This window comes from Gibbsiella dentisursi (assembly GCF_039539505.1).
In the GTDB taxonomy this organism is placed as follows: Bacteria; Pseudomonadota; Gammaproteobacteria; order Enterobacterales; family Enterobacteriaceae; genus Gibbsiella; species Gibbsiella quercinecans.
In genome coordinates this window covers 84,088-100,398 of record NZ_BAABDG010000011.1, presented here as the reverse complement: position 1 = coordinate 100,398, position 16,311 = coordinate 84,088, and the positions used below count along the sequence as shown (strand labels likewise).

Annotated in this window: 12 protein-coding genes; 4 read left to right on the top strand and 8 right to left on the bottom strand. The window is 52.5% G+C overall.

The features are described from left to right. Window positions 1–14 precede the first annotated feature (14 nt). From tal to ptsP, 5 genes are all read right to left on the bottom strand, one after another. Entirely contained in the window at window positions 15–965 is a 951-nt protein-coding gene (gene tal, locus ABFX35_RS22685) for a transaldolase (protein ID WP_346083018.1), read from the bottom strand. A 70-nt stretch (window positions 966–1,035) separates the two neighbouring features. Continuing rightward, a complete protein-coding gene (locus ABFX35_RS22680) occupies window positions 1,036–1,353 on the bottom strand; it encodes a PTS fructose-like transporter subunit IIB (RefSeq protein ID WP_095846709.1) in 318 nt (105 codons plus the stop codon). Between the two features lie 20 nt (window positions 1,354–1,373). Continuing rightward, window positions 1,374–2,627, bottom strand: coding sequence for a class II D-tagatose-bisphosphate aldolase non-catalytic subunit (locus ABFX35_RS22675; RefSeq protein ID WP_346083017.1), 1,254 nt, complete (start codon window positions 2,625–2,627; stop codon window positions 1,374–1,376). A 16-nt stretch (window positions 2,628–2,643) separates the two neighbouring features. Then, window positions 2,644–3,705 carry a PTS fructose transporter subunit EIIC gene (locus tag ABFX35_RS22670; RefSeq protein ID WP_279024690.1) on the bottom strand — a complete coding sequence of 354 codons (1,062 nt, stop codon included), beginning with the start codon at window positions 3,703–3,705 and terminating at the stop codon, window positions 2,644–2,646. 40 nt (window positions 3,706–3,745) lie between these two features. Further along, window positions 3,746–6,442, bottom strand: a complete 2,697-nt coding sequence (gene ptsP, locus ABFX35_RS22665; protein WP_346083015.1) for a phosphoenolpyruvate--protein phosphotransferase — start codon at window positions 6,440–6,442, stop codon at window positions 3,746–3,748. A 209-nt stretch (window positions 6,443–6,651) separates the two neighbouring features. On the opposite strand from ptsP, the gene ABFX35_RS22660 reads away from it, so the two are divergent. Both ABFX35_RS22660 and ABFX35_RS22655 read left to right on the top strand, forming a co-directional pair. Beyond that, window positions 6,652–7,305: an HAD-IA family hydrolase gene (locus ABFX35_RS22660; protein WP_279024692.1), complete on the top strand. Its 654-nt coding sequence runs from the start codon at window positions 6,652–6,654 to the stop codon at window positions 7,303–7,305. A gap of 346 nt (window positions 7,306–7,651) precedes the next feature. Then, complete coding sequence (locus ABFX35_RS22655; protein ID WP_279024694.1) at window positions 7,652–8,758, top strand: porin; 1,107 nt, start codon at window positions 7,652–7,654, stop codon at window positions 8,756–8,758. 174 nt (window positions 8,759–8,932) lie between these two features. Here ABFX35_RS22655 and ABFX35_RS22650 read toward each other — a convergent pair whose 3' ends face one another. Continuing rightward, window positions 8,933–10,129: a BaiN/RdsA family NAD(P)/FAD-dependent oxidoreductase gene (locus ABFX35_RS22650; protein ID WP_346083013.1), complete on the bottom strand. Its 1,197-nt coding sequence runs from the start codon at window positions 10,127–10,129 to the stop codon at window positions 8,933–8,935. Window positions 10,130–10,427: 298 nt separating this feature from the next. Here ABFX35_RS22650 and pitA point away from each other — a divergent pair, with 298 nt between their 5' ends. Beyond that, window positions 10,428–11,924, top strand: coding sequence for an inorganic phosphate transporter PitA (gene pitA / locus ABFX35_RS22645; protein ID WP_346083011.1), 1,497 nt, complete (start codon window positions 10,428–10,430; stop codon window positions 11,922–11,924). 104 nt (window positions 11,925–12,028) lie between these two features. On the opposite strand, the gene uspB is transcribed toward pitA, so the two are convergent. Then, a complete protein-coding gene (gene uspB / locus ABFX35_RS22640) occupies window positions 12,029–12,364 on the bottom strand; it encodes a universal stress protein UspB (protein ID WP_095846718.1) in 336 nt (111 codons plus the stop codon). A 555-nt stretch (window positions 12,365–12,919) separates the two neighbouring features. On the opposite strand from uspB, the gene uspA reads away from it, so the two are divergent. Then, a complete protein-coding gene (gene uspA / locus ABFX35_RS22635; RefSeq protein ID WP_279024700.1) occupies window positions 12,920–13,375 on the top strand; it encodes a universal stress protein UspA in 456 nt (151 codons plus the stop codon). 104 nt (window positions 13,376–13,479) lie between these two features. Here the strand turns inward: uspA and malT are convergent, their stop codons facing one another. After that, window positions 13,480–16,194 carry an HTH-type transcriptional regulator MalT gene (gene malT, locus ABFX35_RS22630; protein ID WP_279024702.1) on the bottom strand — a complete coding sequence of 905 codons (2,715 nt, stop codon included), beginning with the start codon at window positions 16,192–16,194 and terminating at the stop codon, window positions 13,480–13,482. Window positions 16,195–16,311 lie beyond the last annotated feature (117 nt).

Sequence of the window (16,311 nt, the reverse complement as noted above, 5' to 3'; positions counted from 1 at the left end):
TCCTGCCCGCGATTTCAGAGATACTGGCTTAGCAATGCTTCGAGATTGTTTTGATCAATCGCGAACAGACGGATCCCTTCAGACAGTTTATCCACGGCCATCGCATCCTGGTTATGAGACCAATAAAACTCAGGTTCGCTCATTACCTGTGGTTTGGTCTGTACCGTACCATCATAGCTGAGCCGAGGGGGGAGATCGCCATCGGTATTTTTCAATTTATCAAGCAGCTGTGGCGCAACGGTCAGGCGATCGCAACCGTTCAGGGCAAGCACCTGTTCGGGGCTACGGAAACTGGCTCCCATCACAATGGTTTGGTACCCATGCATCTTGTAAAAGTGGTAAATCTTCCTGACCGATTCCACGCCGGGATCATGCTCAACGGCGTAAACGGCGCCCGGGTTTTTGGCTTTATACCAATCGGAAATACGGCCGACGAAGGGGGAGATCAGAAATACGCCGGCATCCGCACATGCCCGCGCCTGCGCAAAGGAAAACAACAGCGTCAGATTGCATTTGATGCCTTCTTGTTCAAGCGTTTCTGCCGCCCGGATGCCTTGCCAGGTTGCAGCCAGCTTAATCAGGACGCGCTCTTTGCCCACCCCCTTTTCCTCATAGCGGGCAATCAGCTCCCGCGCCTTGGCGATACTGGCTGCGGTATCAAACGACAGGCGGGCATCCACCTCCGTTGAAATACGCCCCGGGATGCTTTGCAGGATCAGCGTGCCGATACTCACAGCAAGGTAATCCGCAATCTCACCGAGCAGTTTATCTTCATTCTTTTGCCGTGATTTAACGGAAAATACGGCATCACGAACTAATTTTTGGTATTGCGGAAGCTGTGCCGCCTTATAAATAAGCGACGGGTTGGTGGTAGCATCCTGCGGTTGATACGCAATAATACTGTCAATATCACCGCTGTCAGCGACAATAATTGTCCGCTGCTTTAACTGTTCAAGCTGATTCATTATAGAAACCTGTTCGTCGTCGGTCATTATTAAAAGAACAAGGAGGGGCCCACCCCTTGCCGTTAATACATCAATTTACACCGAGATTTTCTGCAATCTTCTGCATGATCTTATCGCCATGCCGAACGGCGGTATTAGCGCCTACCCGAACTATTTTCTTACCGGAAAACCTGCCTTCATTTTTAATAGTGACATCATTCGTTAATATGACTATATCAGCCCTATTAATATCGGAAGGCGTTAGCTCATTTTCAATACCCGTGGCGCCTTGCGTCTCTACTTTAATTTCCCAACCTTTTTTCTGGGCGGCAATAAGTAAAGATTCAGCGGCCATGTAGGTATGTGCGACGCCTGTCGGGCAGGCAGTCACTGCAACCAGAATAGTCATCATGTTTACCTTTTTGCTTGTTACTGTGCTGCGGCAACGCGGGCGGTCAGGCCTGGCATATTAAAGCATTCGGCCTCGTTCTGAATCATGTCCTTAATTTTATTCACCACATAGCGTTCTGGCTCAATGCCGAATGATTTCAGATTAGCAAACATTTTTTGCATTTCACGCACGACGTTGGGCTTCTCATAATTATAGTGGCCGCTCAGCTCCAGAATTTCTTTCAGCAAATCCGGCTCGCTGAAAATTTGCTCCTCGGTTTTATTTTTATGTTCATCCGTCATCCATTTCTCCCATTTATGGCTTAGCACGCATTCACGGGTTAAGACACTTTTCAATTCGGAGGCGGATGGAATAAACCCTTTCGCGGCAAGATCCTGCTCAACCGCGGCAAGTTTGAGGTAAGCGCGGGTTTCGATCGTGCCGTAAGCGGGGGCAACGTTCATCGCGGTGATCCCCAGACCCGGGTGTTTGAGCAAAATGTCATCGGGCAGATAATCGCCGTTATGTTCTTTCAGCCCGACGCCATAGCGCGTGCTGATCGCGGAGAGCGCGGCGGATTGTTTATCGTTGAAATGGCCAACGTTTTTGGTCAGGCGGGTTAATGTCCCCGTTTGCCCGACGATAAACAACGGCTGCGGCAGGCCTTCAGCGGCGAGGCGTTTATTAAGCTCAACGATAAAATCTTCATAGGCGCTGATATCGGTCAGGCCGCCGTTGGTTTCTTCCGTTCCCACTTCATAGAAGAATTCTTTAAGGTTATTTTCTTCACGATATTCTTCACAGAAGCGAATCAACTCTACCGTCCGGCTCAGCACCAGCTCGATATCAATCACTTTGCCGACAACATACGGGTCTTTGGTCGGATCGATATGCAGCAGATCGAAACCGGCATCCATATCTATTTTGTAAGAACGGCGCGCCAGTGCCATCGCTTCGGCTTCCGGGATATGGTCTTTACGTTCCTTGTCGCGCTGCCACGGGCCACCGTGGTCGCGGCACAGGAAATAATCGCCGTCAAAGCCCACTTTCTCCGCCATGGTTTTTAAATCCGCCGCAAAGCGGAATTGATCCCAGTTATTCACATAGCCGGCGCCGAATTCATCGGCGTCGACCTGATTGCGGCTGGCGATAAACATCAGCGGCAAATCTTTTTCTTTGCCGAGCTCAAAGCAGGCTTGAATCAGCGCCGGCGACATCGGGCCAATGCCCAGCATCGTAGACTTACCGCCTTTAACGATATAATCGACATATTGTTTCAACGTATTTTTCATAATAACTCCTGCTTTTTCAGTCAAAAGAAATATCCAGGCCATCATCGTCTTTCTTCTCTGATGCCTTGGGTTTCATTACGGTTTTTAGAACCTTCACGGCGACGGCCGTGGTTAATGCGCCGGCGATAATGGCAATGACGTAGCCAACCGGGTTGCCGATAACCGGCAGGACAATCAGCCCACCCCACGGAGCGGCATTGGTGGCGCCAAACCAGAGCGAAATAATCGAGGCCACCGCGCCGCCAATCATATTGGCTGGAATCACCCGCATCGGATCGGCCGCGGCGAAAGGTATCGCGCCTTCGCTGATGCCAATGCACCCCATGATCAGCGCCGGTTTGCCGGCTTCACGCTCTTCATCATTGAAAATGCCTTTGAACAAGAAGGTTGCCAGCGCCATGCCCAACGGCGGGGTACATACCGGCGCGGCGACGGCCGCCATCAGCTGTGGGTTGGTGGTGATCAGCGCGACGGCAAAGAAGAACGCCGTCTTGTTCATCGGGCCACCCATATCGAAGGTGATCATGCAACCGAGGATGGCGCCGAGAATAACGAATGAGGCGCCTTGCATGCCGGATAACCAGACGCTTAACCATTTCATCAGCCAGGCGACGGGATCGCCCACGATGTAATAGATAGCCAGCCCGGTCAGGAAAGTACCGATCAACGGAATAATAAAAATCGGCAGAATCAGGCGCAGAAAATCGGGCACTTTCAGCTTGGCGATGCATTGCAACAGCGCATAGACCACCAGGCCGGCAATAATACCGGCGAGCATCCCGCCCAGAAAACCGGCCCCCATCTGATTCGCCAGTAAACCGCCGATCGCACCGGGCGCAATCCCCGGTTTTTCAACCATGGAATAGGCGATAAAACCGGCCAAAATCGGGATGAATAACGTCAGGCCGGCGATGCCGATTTCTGACATGGCTTTTAAAAAACCATGATCGGGTACCGCTGCCTTGCCGCTGAACATGACTGCCAATGCCAGAAGAACACCACCGGCGACGACAAAAGGAATCATGTACGACACGCCCGTCATGAAATGTCTTTTAGTATTTTTTAAAAGTTTAAACATATAAACCTCGACTTTTTAAAATGAGGTAACTTTTTTATATTCAGACTTCTAATGTTCTGACTATAAGGTTGTAGAGTTCTTCGGAGGTGGTTGCGTTTTTTATTTCATGTCGAAATTCCTCATTCATAAGTTTTCTGGCCAGCGTTGAAAAATACTTCATGTGTTCGTTATCACCTGCGGTTTTACTGATGGCCAGCATAAAGACCGTATCCACTTCCTGCTCGCCCCAAATAACCGGTGCCGCCAGACGAGCGACGCTGATTGCCGAGTCATTAATATAATCAGACTTGGTATGGGGAATAGCGAAACCGAAGCCGACCGCGGTCGGGAATGAATCTTCGCGGCGCCATATATCGTCACACAGCTTTTCTCGATTATCCGTTCTGTGCCGCAGCCAGAGGTTATCGGTCATTTTTTTAATGACTTCGTTTTTATCATTGGCTTCCAGTCCGCAAAGAATAAATTCCTGGGCTAAAACCGGTTTCACCGCGGTCGCTTTTACATCAGGATGCGCAAGCAGGTTTTTTACCGCGGATGAGTTTTTTGCCTTCACCAGCGCCTGCGCTAATTGCCGGCATTTTGCGTGGTTCAACGTTCGCAATGCATGTTTGACGGCGGGGATGGCGGCATGGCTCATGCTAAGCTCATCAAATCCCATGCCGATGAATACCGGCAGAAAATCCTTACTGGCGCCCAGTTCACCGCACAGACCGATCCATTTTCCGGCGCGGTGGACTTCATCAACCGCGAATTGCAGCGCTTTTAAAAAAGCGGGCGAATAATTATCGTAAACGCTTTCCACTCGGTTATTGCCGCGGTCGGCCGCAAACAAATATTGCGTCAGGTCATTACTCCCCACGCTGAAAAAATCGGCATATTCGGCGATTTCGGGGATGGCGAAGATCACGGAGGGGACTTCAAGCATCACACCGAGTTCGATCTCTGTATCGAAGGGCTGGCCTGCCGTTACCATCTCTTGCTTAACCGATGCCAATACCGCCCGGCACCAGGCAACTTCATCAACGCTGGCAATCATCGGTATCATGATTTTGGCGTTGCCCACCGCCGAAGCGCTTAAAATCGCTTTCAGCTGCATCTTGAAAAGCGCCAGATAATGGGGATAGGTGCGCACGGCGCGGTATCCCAGAAACGGGTTTTCCTCTGTGCCTATGCTTAAATAGTCGACGGGTTTATCGCCGCCGATATCAAACGTGCGGAAGGTCACTGGCTTGCCGGCGGCCAGTTTAACCACCTGGGTATAAAGCGCGGACAGCTCTGCAAAATCCGGGGGCGTAGCGCGATCCATGAACGACATTTCCGTGCGAAACAGCCCGACGCCTTCGGCTCCGCTGGCAAAAACCACCGCGGCTTCTTCAAGGTTGGCGATATTCGCGGCGATCTCAAGACGATGGCCATCGGTGGTGCAGGCCTTGGCATGGACATCGGCCAACATTTGCTGCTGCATCAGGTGCCGCGTGCTGATTTCATTGTGGTAATAGCGCACCACGTTCTCGCTGGGGGTAGCGATCAGCAGGCCGAGATCGCCATCAATAATGATTTCATGCTGTGGATCCAGATTCAGCGATGAAAAATCGATGCTGGCCAGCGCCGGGATACCGAGCGAGCGCGCCAGAATCGCCGTATGGGATGTTTTGCCCGCCGCGGTGAGAACCAGCCCGGTTAAATACTTTTTATTGATTGCCAGAAATTGGCTGGGCGTCAAACTGTTGGCGAGAATAATGGCGGGCTCTTGTAGTTCAAGACTCTGTTGCGGCAACGCATGCGGGCCGTAGATTTTTATCAACAATTGCAAGGTGATATCAAAAACGTCCAGTGCCCGTTCTTTGATATATTTACTGGAAGACTGGTTGAGAATTTCGCAAAAATCCATTGCCGCGGAAACAATGGCAACCCAGGCGCTTTTATTCTCATTGATATAATCGCTAATCGCCGTTTGGAACGCCACGTCCGTAATAATGGACAAATGCGCCTGAATAATATCGTGCTCAACGCCACGGCTATTTTGCAGGGCGGCGTCCTTTTCCTGTTTAAGTTTTTCTAACCCGTCCAGCAGGCGCATTTTTTCGCTTTGGGGGGCCGATTCGCCGCCCGGCGCGCGTGCCAGTATTTCTGCGAAAGACAGGCTCTGGATAACCCGCGGTTTCGCCATCGCTACGCCGCCGCCGATACGTGCGCCCTCAATAAAATGCGGTTTTGTCTCACGTAATGCCCGCGGCAGGTAGCCAGATGGCGAAGCGGTTTCTTCATCATCATCCCGATCAACGTCAAAAGCGGGTAATTTCTCAAGCAGGTCTGCAAGCTGCATGGCCGCATCGAACTCATCGTCACCCTGCAATGCGATCTGGCATTCATCGCCCAATAAGGTATCCGTCGCGACGATGGAAAGCGCGCTCTTGGCGTTCCCCTGTAACCCCGTCCGTAAATTTTTCCATATCACTTCTGACTGGAATGTATTACAAAGGCGTTCAATATGGCCTGCCGGTCTCGCATGGATACCTTCTTTCAGCTCGCATTTATACGTTACCCGCTCTGACATAACCACTCCCGAAAACGTTAATCGTATTTCTGATAAATTTGGATGAACAGGAATGACGCCCCGTGTTACATGCCTATAATCCTTTATCGTTATCGGGAAAGTTCCTATAGTAAAAAAGTCACCTTTTCTGCAAAAAAAGAACCTCGTTATATTTTTGTGACTCCTGTCATACTTTGCCACCTATAGCGAATCATAGATAATGCAATGTAAATTAACGACATTTATCGTTATTGAAACTATTTTCCTGTTTGGGATCGATGTCACAAATTTCTCAACAAGATAGGGGAGATAACAAAATAAATATAAAAGCGACTTTTCTACCCTTTAATGCATGCTGCCGGGTGAGATAAAAATAACCCTACCTATTTTTTGCACGGCAGGGGGCAGAAATGCATTTCAAAGGATTGCTGTTTGATCTGGACGGTACTTTGGTTAACTCCCTTGATTTCGTAGAAGAATCCTGGCGTTCCTGGGCCAATAGCAAAGGGTTGGACAGTGAGGCCGTCCGGCGTTATCTGCATGGAAAACCGGCAATGGCAACCTTGCGCCATTTCATGCCTGGGGCCAGTGACGCCGCTTTAGTGCATGAATTTACCCTGCTTGAAGATTTTGAAGCGTGTAACACGGCGAGTATCACGCCGGTTCCGGGCGCTGTGGAATTTCTGTTAACGCTGCAGCGGCTCGCTGTACCCTGGGGAATTGTGACATCTGGTTCGCTGAAAGTGGCTTCAGCCCGGATTAAACGGGTAGGGTTTCCGGCTCCGCCAGTATTGGTTACCAGTGAGGATATTCAGCATGGTAAGCCAAACCCAGAGCCTTTTCTGTTAGGGGCCGGCCGGCTCAATCTTCAGGCCGCAGACTGTATTGCCTTTGAGGACTCGTTCGCCGGCTTGGTCTCCGCGCAACAAGCGGGATGTGCGGTGGTGGAAGTGTTAACCACCAAGACGGTACCCCATGATATTACCCCTTTTCTGACGGTCGCTGATTACCTTGGCGTCTCCGTTGCTGCGGCCCGCGGATATTATTTTACCCTGAAGTGTTAATTGCGGTTTTGGCGACACTATCCCGGTCATCCGTTTTTAATGGGTGATAATCTAATTATTATCCTGTTATCTTTTTTCCATGGTTGCGTGAGCACAAATTAACTCATTCGCTACCGCAGAAAATAGCCGCGCAATATTTTTTCTTCAATGGGTTATTTTTACACCGCATCAGGGTGATACCGCTTTGATCTGAAGAGATAACCGTCTAGAATAGCGGCCGCAAAGACGTTGATGAGAAAACGTCATAAATACATCATAAAAAACCGATATTATCCTGGCTTGAAACACCCCGCATTTTCCCTCGTAAGCTGTAATTGGCTTTTAATTAAACAAAACAGGACCCCCGATGAGACGTAAGTATTGCGCCATTATCATTCCGGCAGTGTTATTTACCCATGCAGCATCTGCTGCGGAATTATACAATAAGGACGGCAATAGGCTTGATTTATATGGCAAGGTCAAGGCACTCCATTACCTATCCAAGGATGCTGATAATAACGGTGATAAATCTTATGTTCGGTTTGGTTTTAAAGGCAGCACCCAGATTACAGAGGAATTATCAGGTTACGGGCAATGGGAATATCAACTTTCGGCTAATCACACCGAAGCCGACAGCACCAAAGACACCAAGACCCGCCTGGGGTTTGCTGGCCTGAAATATAAAAATATGGGGTCATTCGATTATGGCCGCAATTACGGGGTTATTTATGATATCGGCGCCTGGACCGACATGATGCCGGAATTTGGTTGCGGCACGTATATCAAGACCGACAACTTTATGAATGGCCGAACCAATGGCGTGGCCACTTACCGTAACAATAACTTTTTTAACCTGGTTGATGGTTTGAATGTTGCTGTGCAGTATCAGGGGAAAAACCAAAAAAACCAGAATGACAACCGTTCTGCCAGCAAGGCTAACGGTGATGGATGGGGCATATCTTCCAGCTATGAAGTCTTTGATGGATTACGCGTGGGCGCAGCTTATGCCTCATCCAACAGAGTGAGCGCGCAGAAAGAGGGTACCTACGGCAAAGGGAATAAGGCCGATATATGGGCCGTTGGGCTGAAATACGATCCTGGCAGCGTCTATTTGGCCGCGACTTACTCTGAAAGCCACAACATTGTGCCAATTTCCGGCACGGCGGTGATTAACGATACGGCGACAAGCGTTAATGGTTTTGCTAATAAAGCTAAAAAAATAGAGTTGGTGGCCCAGTATCAGTTCAAATCCGGCTTCCGCCCATCGGTGTCTTATGCCCAGTCGAAGGCAGAAGATATTGAAAATATCGGCAGTGCCGATTTGGTAAAGCATATTGAGATTGGTACTTATTACTATTTCAATAAAAACATGTCCACCTACGTGGACTATAAAATCAACCGGCTCAATGATGATAATAAACTGGGGATAAAGAACGATAATATCTTTGCCGTTGCATTAGGCTACCAGTTCTAGGTAGCAGTAGCGCTACCTGCCCGAATACGAGGCTTAGCCGATAGGCGTTAACTGGTGAGAAAGATGGCCTGCTGTCGTCAGGCTATCAGGACAATAGCGTTAACGCCGGTTTCAATGGCGTTTCTGATTTTTACTCTTAATAAGGTGATAGCGTAGCCGGCTATCTCCTTATTTTTACAACGCCGCCGCCAGCGCTTGCGCGCATGCCCAGGCAGAACTCCAGGCCCACTGGAAGTTGTATCCCCCCAGCCAGCCGGTCACGTCGACCACTTCACCGATAAAATACAGGCCGGGCACTTTGTTGGCCTGCATCGTTTTTGAGGAAAGTTCGTGGGTATCAACGCCGCCGATGGTCACTTCCGCCGTACGGTAGCCTTCGGTGCCGTTGGGCTGTACCCGCCAGTTTTGCAGGTTATCGACCAGCGTTGCGATCTGGCCTGGCGTAAGCTGCTTCAATGTGGCTTCCGGCAGTTGCCCGAGCGTTTGCAGGCACTCTACCAACCGTTTTGGCAAATGCAGTGCCAGCGTGTTTTTCAGGCTTTGGTTCGGGTGCGCCTGGCGTTGCTCATCAAGAAACCCCGCTAAATCAAATGCAGGAAGTAAGTTAATACTCACAAACTCACCCGGTTGCCAGTAGCTGGAGATCTGCAGCACCGCCGGGCCGGACAGGCCGCGGTGGGTAAACAGAATGGCTTCACGAAAACGGGTGCCGTTTTCCGCCGTGATCTCTGCCGGCACCGAAACGCCGGAAAGCGATTGCGAATGTTCCAACAGCGGTTTATGCAGGGTAAACGGCACCAATGCGGCCCGTGTCGGCAATACTTTCAGGCTGAACTGTTCCGCCAGCTTATAGCCGAACGGCGTTGCGCCCAGCCCCGGCATCGAAAGCCCGCCGCTGGCCACCACAAGTGAGCGAGCGCTCACTTTGCTGCCGTTAAGCTGCAGTTCGAACCCGGCCGCGGTTTTTTCTACGCTGAGCACTTCGCTGCGCAACCGCAGCGAGACCTGGCCCAGCTCACACTCTTGCACCAGCATATCGACAATTTTCTGGGCCGATTCATCGCAAAACAACTGGCCGAGCGTTTTTTCGTGGTAGGCGATACCGTAGCGGTTGACCAGATCGATAAAATCCCATTGGGTATAACGCGCCAGCGCCGATTTACAAAAGTGCGGGTTACTGGAAAGATAGGCCGCCGGCTCCGCGTGCATGTTGGTAAAATTACAACGCCCGCCGCCGGACATCAGGATTTTTCGGCCCGGTTTTTTGCCGTTATCCAGCAACAGCACCCGGCAGCCGAGTTGCCCTGCCTGCGCCGCGCAAAACATCCCCGCCGCGCCCGCACCGATTATGACGACATCAAACTGTTCCACCCAAGCCCCTCGAAAATCACAACTGCCGTAAAAAGGCCGCCATTTTACGCTATTTCGCCGCCACTCATCGGCAAATTTACCGAGAAAAAGTGCTTAATGGGGGATAATAACCGAAGAAAGTAAGAAATTATTACAGGTCAAAAATCCAGATAATGCATTGAAATTAATTATTTTTATTGTCTGCTTGTCATTAAATGGTCACATTGAAATCAAAAAAACGTCATATTTTGCTTTTCCCCGGCACCGATTGTCACCGATAATGCGCGGCGTTCATGTCCACCAACCTGGCTTAACGCTTATGTTGCATTTGTTCGCTGGCCTGGATTTTCATACCGGCCTGATGTTGATTCTCGCACTGTTGTTTGTCTTGTTTTATGAAGCCATTAACGGCTTTCACGACACGGCCAATGCGGTTGCTACTGTCATTTATACTCGCGCTATGCGTTCGCAACTTGCGGTCGTCATGGCAGGTGTCTTCAACTTTCTTGGCGTCATACTCGGTGGTTTGAGTGTCGCCTATGCCATTGTTCATCTGTTGCCGACCGATCTGCTGTTGAACGTCAGTTCAGCGCACGGGTTAGCGATGGTGTTCTCAATGCTGTTGGCCGCCATTATTTGGAACCTTGGCACCTGGTATTTTGGTCTGCCGGCGTCCAGTTCCCATACGCTGATCGGCGCCATTATCGGCGTGGGGTTAACCAATGCCCTGGTGACCCATACGTCAGCGGTCGATGCGCTGAACATCCCGAAAATGATCAGTATTTTCCTGTCATTGATCTTTTCCCCACTGGTGGGGATGCTGGTCGCCGGGGTGATGGTGTTTATATTGCGTCGTTACTGGAGCGGTACTAAAAAACGCCAGCGTATTCATATGACCCCAGCCGAACGCGAAAAGGTCGACGGCAAACGCAAACCGCCGTTTTGGACCCGCATCGCACTGATCCTGTCAGCTATTGGCGTTAGCTTCTCGCACGGCGCTAACGACGGGCAGAAAGGCATTGGTCTGATCATGCTGGTGCTGATTGGCGTTGCTCCTGCCGGTTTTGTGCTCAATATGAATGCAACCGGTTATGACATTACACGCACGCGTGATGCCGTTAACCACTTGCAGCAGTATTATCAGTTGCACGGTGATTCGCTGTCGCATGTGCTGACGCTGCAGCCGTTGGGTGCTATCGCGGATAGCACCGCTGGCGATCAAGCGGAATTCCACTGCGACAATTCAAGCGCGCTGCCTGCGCTGGAATACACCACCGGCCTGCTGAACGATCTGCAAAGCTACGATCAACTGACGGTTGAACAGCGCAGCCATCTGCGCCGCCTGCTGATGTGCGTTAGCGATACCGCAAGCCGCGTCGCCAAGCTGCCGGAAACTTCCTCAGAAGATAAGCGCTTCCTCAACAACCTGCGCCAGGATTTGCTGCAAACCGTTGAATATGCGCCGTTGTGGATTATCGTTGCGGTTGCATTGGCGTTGTCGCTGGGCACCATGGTGGGCTGGCGCCGCGTCGCGACCACCATCGGCGAGAAGATCGGCAAGAAGGGCATGACTTATGCTCAGGGCGTATCGGCCCAGATGACCGCCGCGCTGTCCATCGGCGTGGCCAGCTATACCGGGATGCCGGTATCCACCACGCACGTGCTGTCTTCTGCTGTTGCCGGGACGATGATCGTCGATGGCGGCGGCGTGCAGAGCAAAACCGTGAAGAATATCCTGATGGCATGGGTATTAACCCTGCCGGTATCGATCGTGCTTTCCGGCGGGCTCTACTGGTTGGCACTCAAGCTGATCTAAGCGTCATCCACGCAGAATACGATGCCAGTCAGCAAGCTGACTGGCATTTTTTTCGTCTGTATATCACCCAATGCCTGTAGATAGCGGTATGACAAAGGATGGGCTCAATACCAAATCAGCATGGCCAGCAGGCTTATCACCACCAGGCCGCACAGGGCGGAAGTCAGCACGAACTGGCCGCGCACCCGCTCGCAGCGGCGGATGAACTCGGGATCATGATGATCGGTGTAGCGCTGCGCGTAGATATACCACACCAGCCTTAGCTGCTTGCTCGGCTGGCCGTGCGTGGTAAAAAAGCCCCCACCGTCGACGTATTGATACAACAACGGGTCACAGCCGCGCAATACCACCAGCAGCGCCCGCAGAGAAGAGTAATAACGCGCCATGTTTATCACACAGACCACACACAAAGCCCAAAACAGCGCGACGGTACTGATCATGATTCCCCTCCTCAAGGCGTTGTCATCCGCGGCAATCCACCGCGGTCAACCACCCAACCACTACCACAAATTCAACGACTTTCTGGCGCATCGCCCACGTCAGAGCCCCCCAGGGGGTATTGCTATTAAAATCACACAGGGAACGGCGAGGCCGCTATTCATTATTGTAGGATAATGAGACGCAAACCAATCTGCATCATGCATAAAAATTTATCGCAATCCGTTCGATTGTCACCTACCACTTGGTTATAACGCATAACCACAGCTTTTTACTGCGCGATGAGTAACGGCGATCAGACTATACTGTTGAGCAGATACGCTTATCTTTCTGGCGCGCAGGCGAGTAATATCCACTTAAATAATAGGATTTTCAGCGCGGTCGGTGTAAAACGGAAGCGTAACGGTGACAGAATCGATTGATACAGTGCAGTGTGATCGCACCAACATATCACTGTGTTATCTGAATGATATTATGCAGGTAAACCGAAAGCGCCGGATTGCAACGCCGAATACCTGCTAACTCTTTAATCAGCCTTATATGGAAGGAGTATTCTCATGGCTTACAAACACATTCTGATCGCGGTTGACCTATCGCCAGAAAGCAAGACTCTGGTAGAGAAAGCCGTATCTATGGCGCGGCCGTATAATGCGAAGGTGTCTCTGATTCATGTGGATGTTAACTATTCCGATCTTTACACCGGCCTGATCGACGTCAACCTTGGCGATATGCAAAAGCGCATCTCTGAAGAAACCCGCCACGCACTGGCCGAACTGTCGCAGAACGCTGGTTATCCGATTACCCAAACCCTGAGCGGCAGCGGCGATTTGGCGCAGGTGCTGGTCGATGCCATCAAAAAATACGATATGGATCTGGTGCTGTGCGGCCACCACCAGGACTTCTGGAGCAAGCTGATGTCCTCAGCACGCCAACTGATCAACACCGTGCATATCGACATGCTGATCGTGCCGTTGCGCGATGACGACGAAGCTGAAGAAGAAGAAACCGAGTAAGCACGATTTTGCTTCACCCCCATCCTTTTCGGGATGGGGTTCTTTCCCGGCCGCAGGCTGGCGCCATGGTAAGCACCGTCGCCGATAGGGGGTGTACAGCTGCGCTAGGCGCCATAGCCCATCATCCGCAGCAACTGCTGGGCCTGCTGCACGGCTTCCTGGCGGTGGGCGACGCCCAGCTTTTGATACAAATTGCGGATATGGGTTTTGATGGTGGTCGCGGCCACGGCCAGTTCACCGGCGATTTGATCGTTACTGTAACCGGAGTAAATCAGCCCCAGCACCTGCCATTCCCGCTGGGTGAGCGGGCTGGTGCGAATCAGCTCCGGCACCTGCGGGTGCGTCAGCAGCTTTTCAACAAAGTTCTCATCGAAGTGGGCAAACTTGTGCCGGTGGTGCTGGTTAATGTCGCGCAGGATACGCTGGGCTCGGTGCTGTTCCAGCTCCGGCAGGGTATTGAGCTGAATCAACTGGCGCAGCTGTTGCGCCATGGCTTCCCCTTCAATCACAAAGTGGCTGATAAAGCCGGTGCGGTTAGCCAACGACAGCGACTCGATCAATACCCGCTGGGCGTCGTTCTTGCGCTCCATCTGCCAATACAGCTGGTTGCTCAACAACAGATTGCGGTTAAGATCGCTTGAGAGCCGCAGGCGGCGGGCGTTGTCGTTCAGTTCATCCAGCACCACTTCCGCTTCTTCATACTGCCCGAGCAGGATCTGCACGCGGGCGATATTGCGCCACTGGCCCTGCATAAAGTGGTTATTGGCCATACCCGGCTTTTCGGTGTGGCGTAACCAGTTGGCGGCCGCCTGGGTATCGCCGGTCATCTGCCAGTAAATCACGCGCGGCTTGTCTGCGTTGGTCAGCCAGTCGCGATGGTATTGCGAGCCGTGCAGCAGCGCCTCGCAGCGTTGCAGGTGGGCGTTGGCGTTGTCCAGATCGCCCCGGGCCAGCGAGCATTTCGCCAGCATGGCAAGGCACTGCAACTGCTGCTGTGGCTGATAGTTGCTAAGCACGTTCAGCCCTTCACGCGCCGCGTCCTCGGCTTCGTCCAGCCGTGACCACGACCACAGGATCTGCGAGCGGATGCGCAGCAGGAATTCGTGCATCGGCAACTGTTCCAGATGCTGTTCGCGCACCAGCTCAAAGGCTTTATCCTGGGTTTCGTAGGCGGCCTGCAAGAACCCCTGGGCGATCAGAATTTCACTTTGCTGCAGCAGCGCCCACAGCGCGTAGTGGTAGGCGTGATGGCGGCGCGCCATTTGCTCAGTTTGCTGCATCATCGGCAGCGCCCGCGCCAGTTCCCCTTTGCAGTGGTGCACTTCGCCGGTGACCGAGGTGGCGACAATGCGGCTGTAGTAGCTGGAAAGCGGCAGGAATTTTAACGCTTCGGCAGCCAACCGCTCGGCCTCTTCCGGCTTGCCGGCGTTAATCGCCACCTGTGCGCGCAGGGCGTTGAATTCCGCATGCAGCGTTGGGTTGATCTCAATCTTGTGCTCAAGCATTGCCTGCTCGGCGCGTTCAAGCTGGGTATTCACCTCGTTATAGCGGTGCTGGCTTTGCGCCAGCCAGGCTTGCAGCAGCGCCAGCTTGGGGTTTTGGATCAGGCGCTCATACGGCAGGGCATTCAGGCACTCTTCCAACAGGGCCAACTCCGAGTGGTGGAACAGCGACCAGGCGTGCTGCAGCAGGATATCCCGCAACATGCTGACATCGTTGGCGGCCAGCGCATGGTGAATGGCCTCCGCCGGGTAGCCGAGCGCCAGCCAGCCTTCAGCCGCCGCACGGTGTAGGCCGGGCAGCTCCATCGCCAGTTCCCACTGGCAGCGCTGGCGCAGGAAAGAGGCAAACAGCGGGTGAAAGTTGAACCATTCGCCGGTGTCGTCCATCCGGTGGATAAACAGCCCCTGGCGTTCCAACTCTTCCAGGCGCTGCTGGCCGTTGTCTTCCCCTGTCAGCCGGACGATCAGCGCATCGTTCATCGAGCGCAGCACGGAACAGCGCAACAAAAAGGCGCGGGTTGCGGGATCGACGTGGTCGAGCACTTCGTCGACCAGATAGTCGGTCAGGTGGCTGGCGTTGAGCCCGGCCAGCCGTTTGGCGGAAAGCTGGGCGGAGGAGGTGGCCTGGCGGGCGGAAAGGGCGATCAGCTGCAACGCGGTGGCCCAGCCTTCAACTTCATCGCACAGGCGGCTGCTGTCGTGCTGCTCCAGCGGCATGGACAAACGGCAATCAAAGAACTGCTTGGCTTCCTGATGGTTGAACGCCAACTGCAGGCTGCTTAGCTCCAGTAACTGATCGCGAACGCGCAGGTTGGCGATGCCAAGCGGCGGCAGCGTGCGCGACAGCAGCATCAGCGTCATGTTTTCCGGCTGGTGACGCAGGAAAAAGCGCATCGCCTCATGGATGATGTCGTTGGTGATCAGATGGTAGTCGTCAATCACCAGATACAGCGGCTGGTGCCAGGTCGAAAGCTCAATAAACAGTTGGCCGAACAGCGCGGGCAGGCTGGCATATTGGTGTTTTTGGCTCAGTGCTTCGCTTTTCACGCAGTGGCCGCCGGTGGCCTGTTGCAGGGCGGCGATCAGATAGCTGGCAAAGCGCTCGGGTTGGTTGTCGCTTTCGTCCAGTGAATACCAGCCCAAATCCGCTTTGCCCGCGGCCCATTGGGCCACTAACGTTGTTTTCCCATAGCCGGCCGGGCAGTTGACCAACGTCAGGCGATAGTTTGCCGCACTGGCCAACTTTGCCAGCAGGCGATTGCGCACCACGGTATTTTGCAGCCGTACCGGACGGCTCAGTTTTGAAGGGATCAGCATAGTTTTTCAGACGCCCGTTGCGTTTTACGCAGCCGTTAACCTGCCCAAAGGTATGTATTACATCGCCATTCCCAAGAGAATGGCCTGAAACACATTATTTTATTATTCACTTAACTT

What these genes read in the sequence shown, in the direction of transcription:
- pitA (WP_346083011.1), top strand. Translation starts at nt 10,428, where the DNA reads ATGTTGCATTTGTTCGCTGGCCTGGATTTTCATACCGGCCTGATGTTG.
- uspB (WP_095846718.1), bottom strand. Translation starts at nt 12,364, where the DNA reads ATGATCAGTACCGTCGCGCTGTTTTGGGCTTTGTGTGTGGTCTGTGTG.
- ABFX35_RS22655 (WP_279024694.1), top strand. Translation starts at nt 7,652, where the DNA reads ATGAGACGTAAGTATTGCGCCATTATCATTCCGGCAGTGTTATTTACC.
- malT (WP_279024702.1), bottom strand. Translation starts at nt 16,194, where the DNA reads ATGCTGATCCCTTCAAAACTGAGCCGTCCGGTACGGCTGCAAAATACC.
- ABFX35_RS22660 (WP_279024692.1), top strand. Translation starts at nt 6,652, where the DNA reads ATGCATTTCAAAGGATTGCTGTTTGATCTGGACGGTACTTTGGTTAAC.
- ABFX35_RS22680 (WP_095846709.1), bottom strand. Translation starts at nt 1,353, where the DNA reads ATGACTATTCTGGTTGCAGTGACTGCCTGCCCGACAGGCGTCGCACAT.
- ABFX35_RS22675 (WP_346083017.1), bottom strand. Translation starts at nt 2,627, where the DNA reads ATGAAAAATACGTTGAAACAATATGTCGATTATATCGTTAAAGGCGGT.
- ABFX35_RS22670 (WP_279024690.1), bottom strand. Translation starts at nt 3,705, where the DNA reads ATGTTTAAACTTTTAAAAAATACTAAAAGACATTTCATGACGGGCGTG.
- tal (WP_346083018.1), bottom strand. Translation starts at nt 965, where the DNA reads ATGAATCAGCTTGAACAGTTAAAGCAGCGGACAATTATTGTCGCTGAC.
- uspA (WP_279024700.1), top strand. Translation starts at nt 12,920, where the DNA reads ATGGCTTACAAACACATTCTGATCGCGGTTGACCTATCGCCAGAAAGC.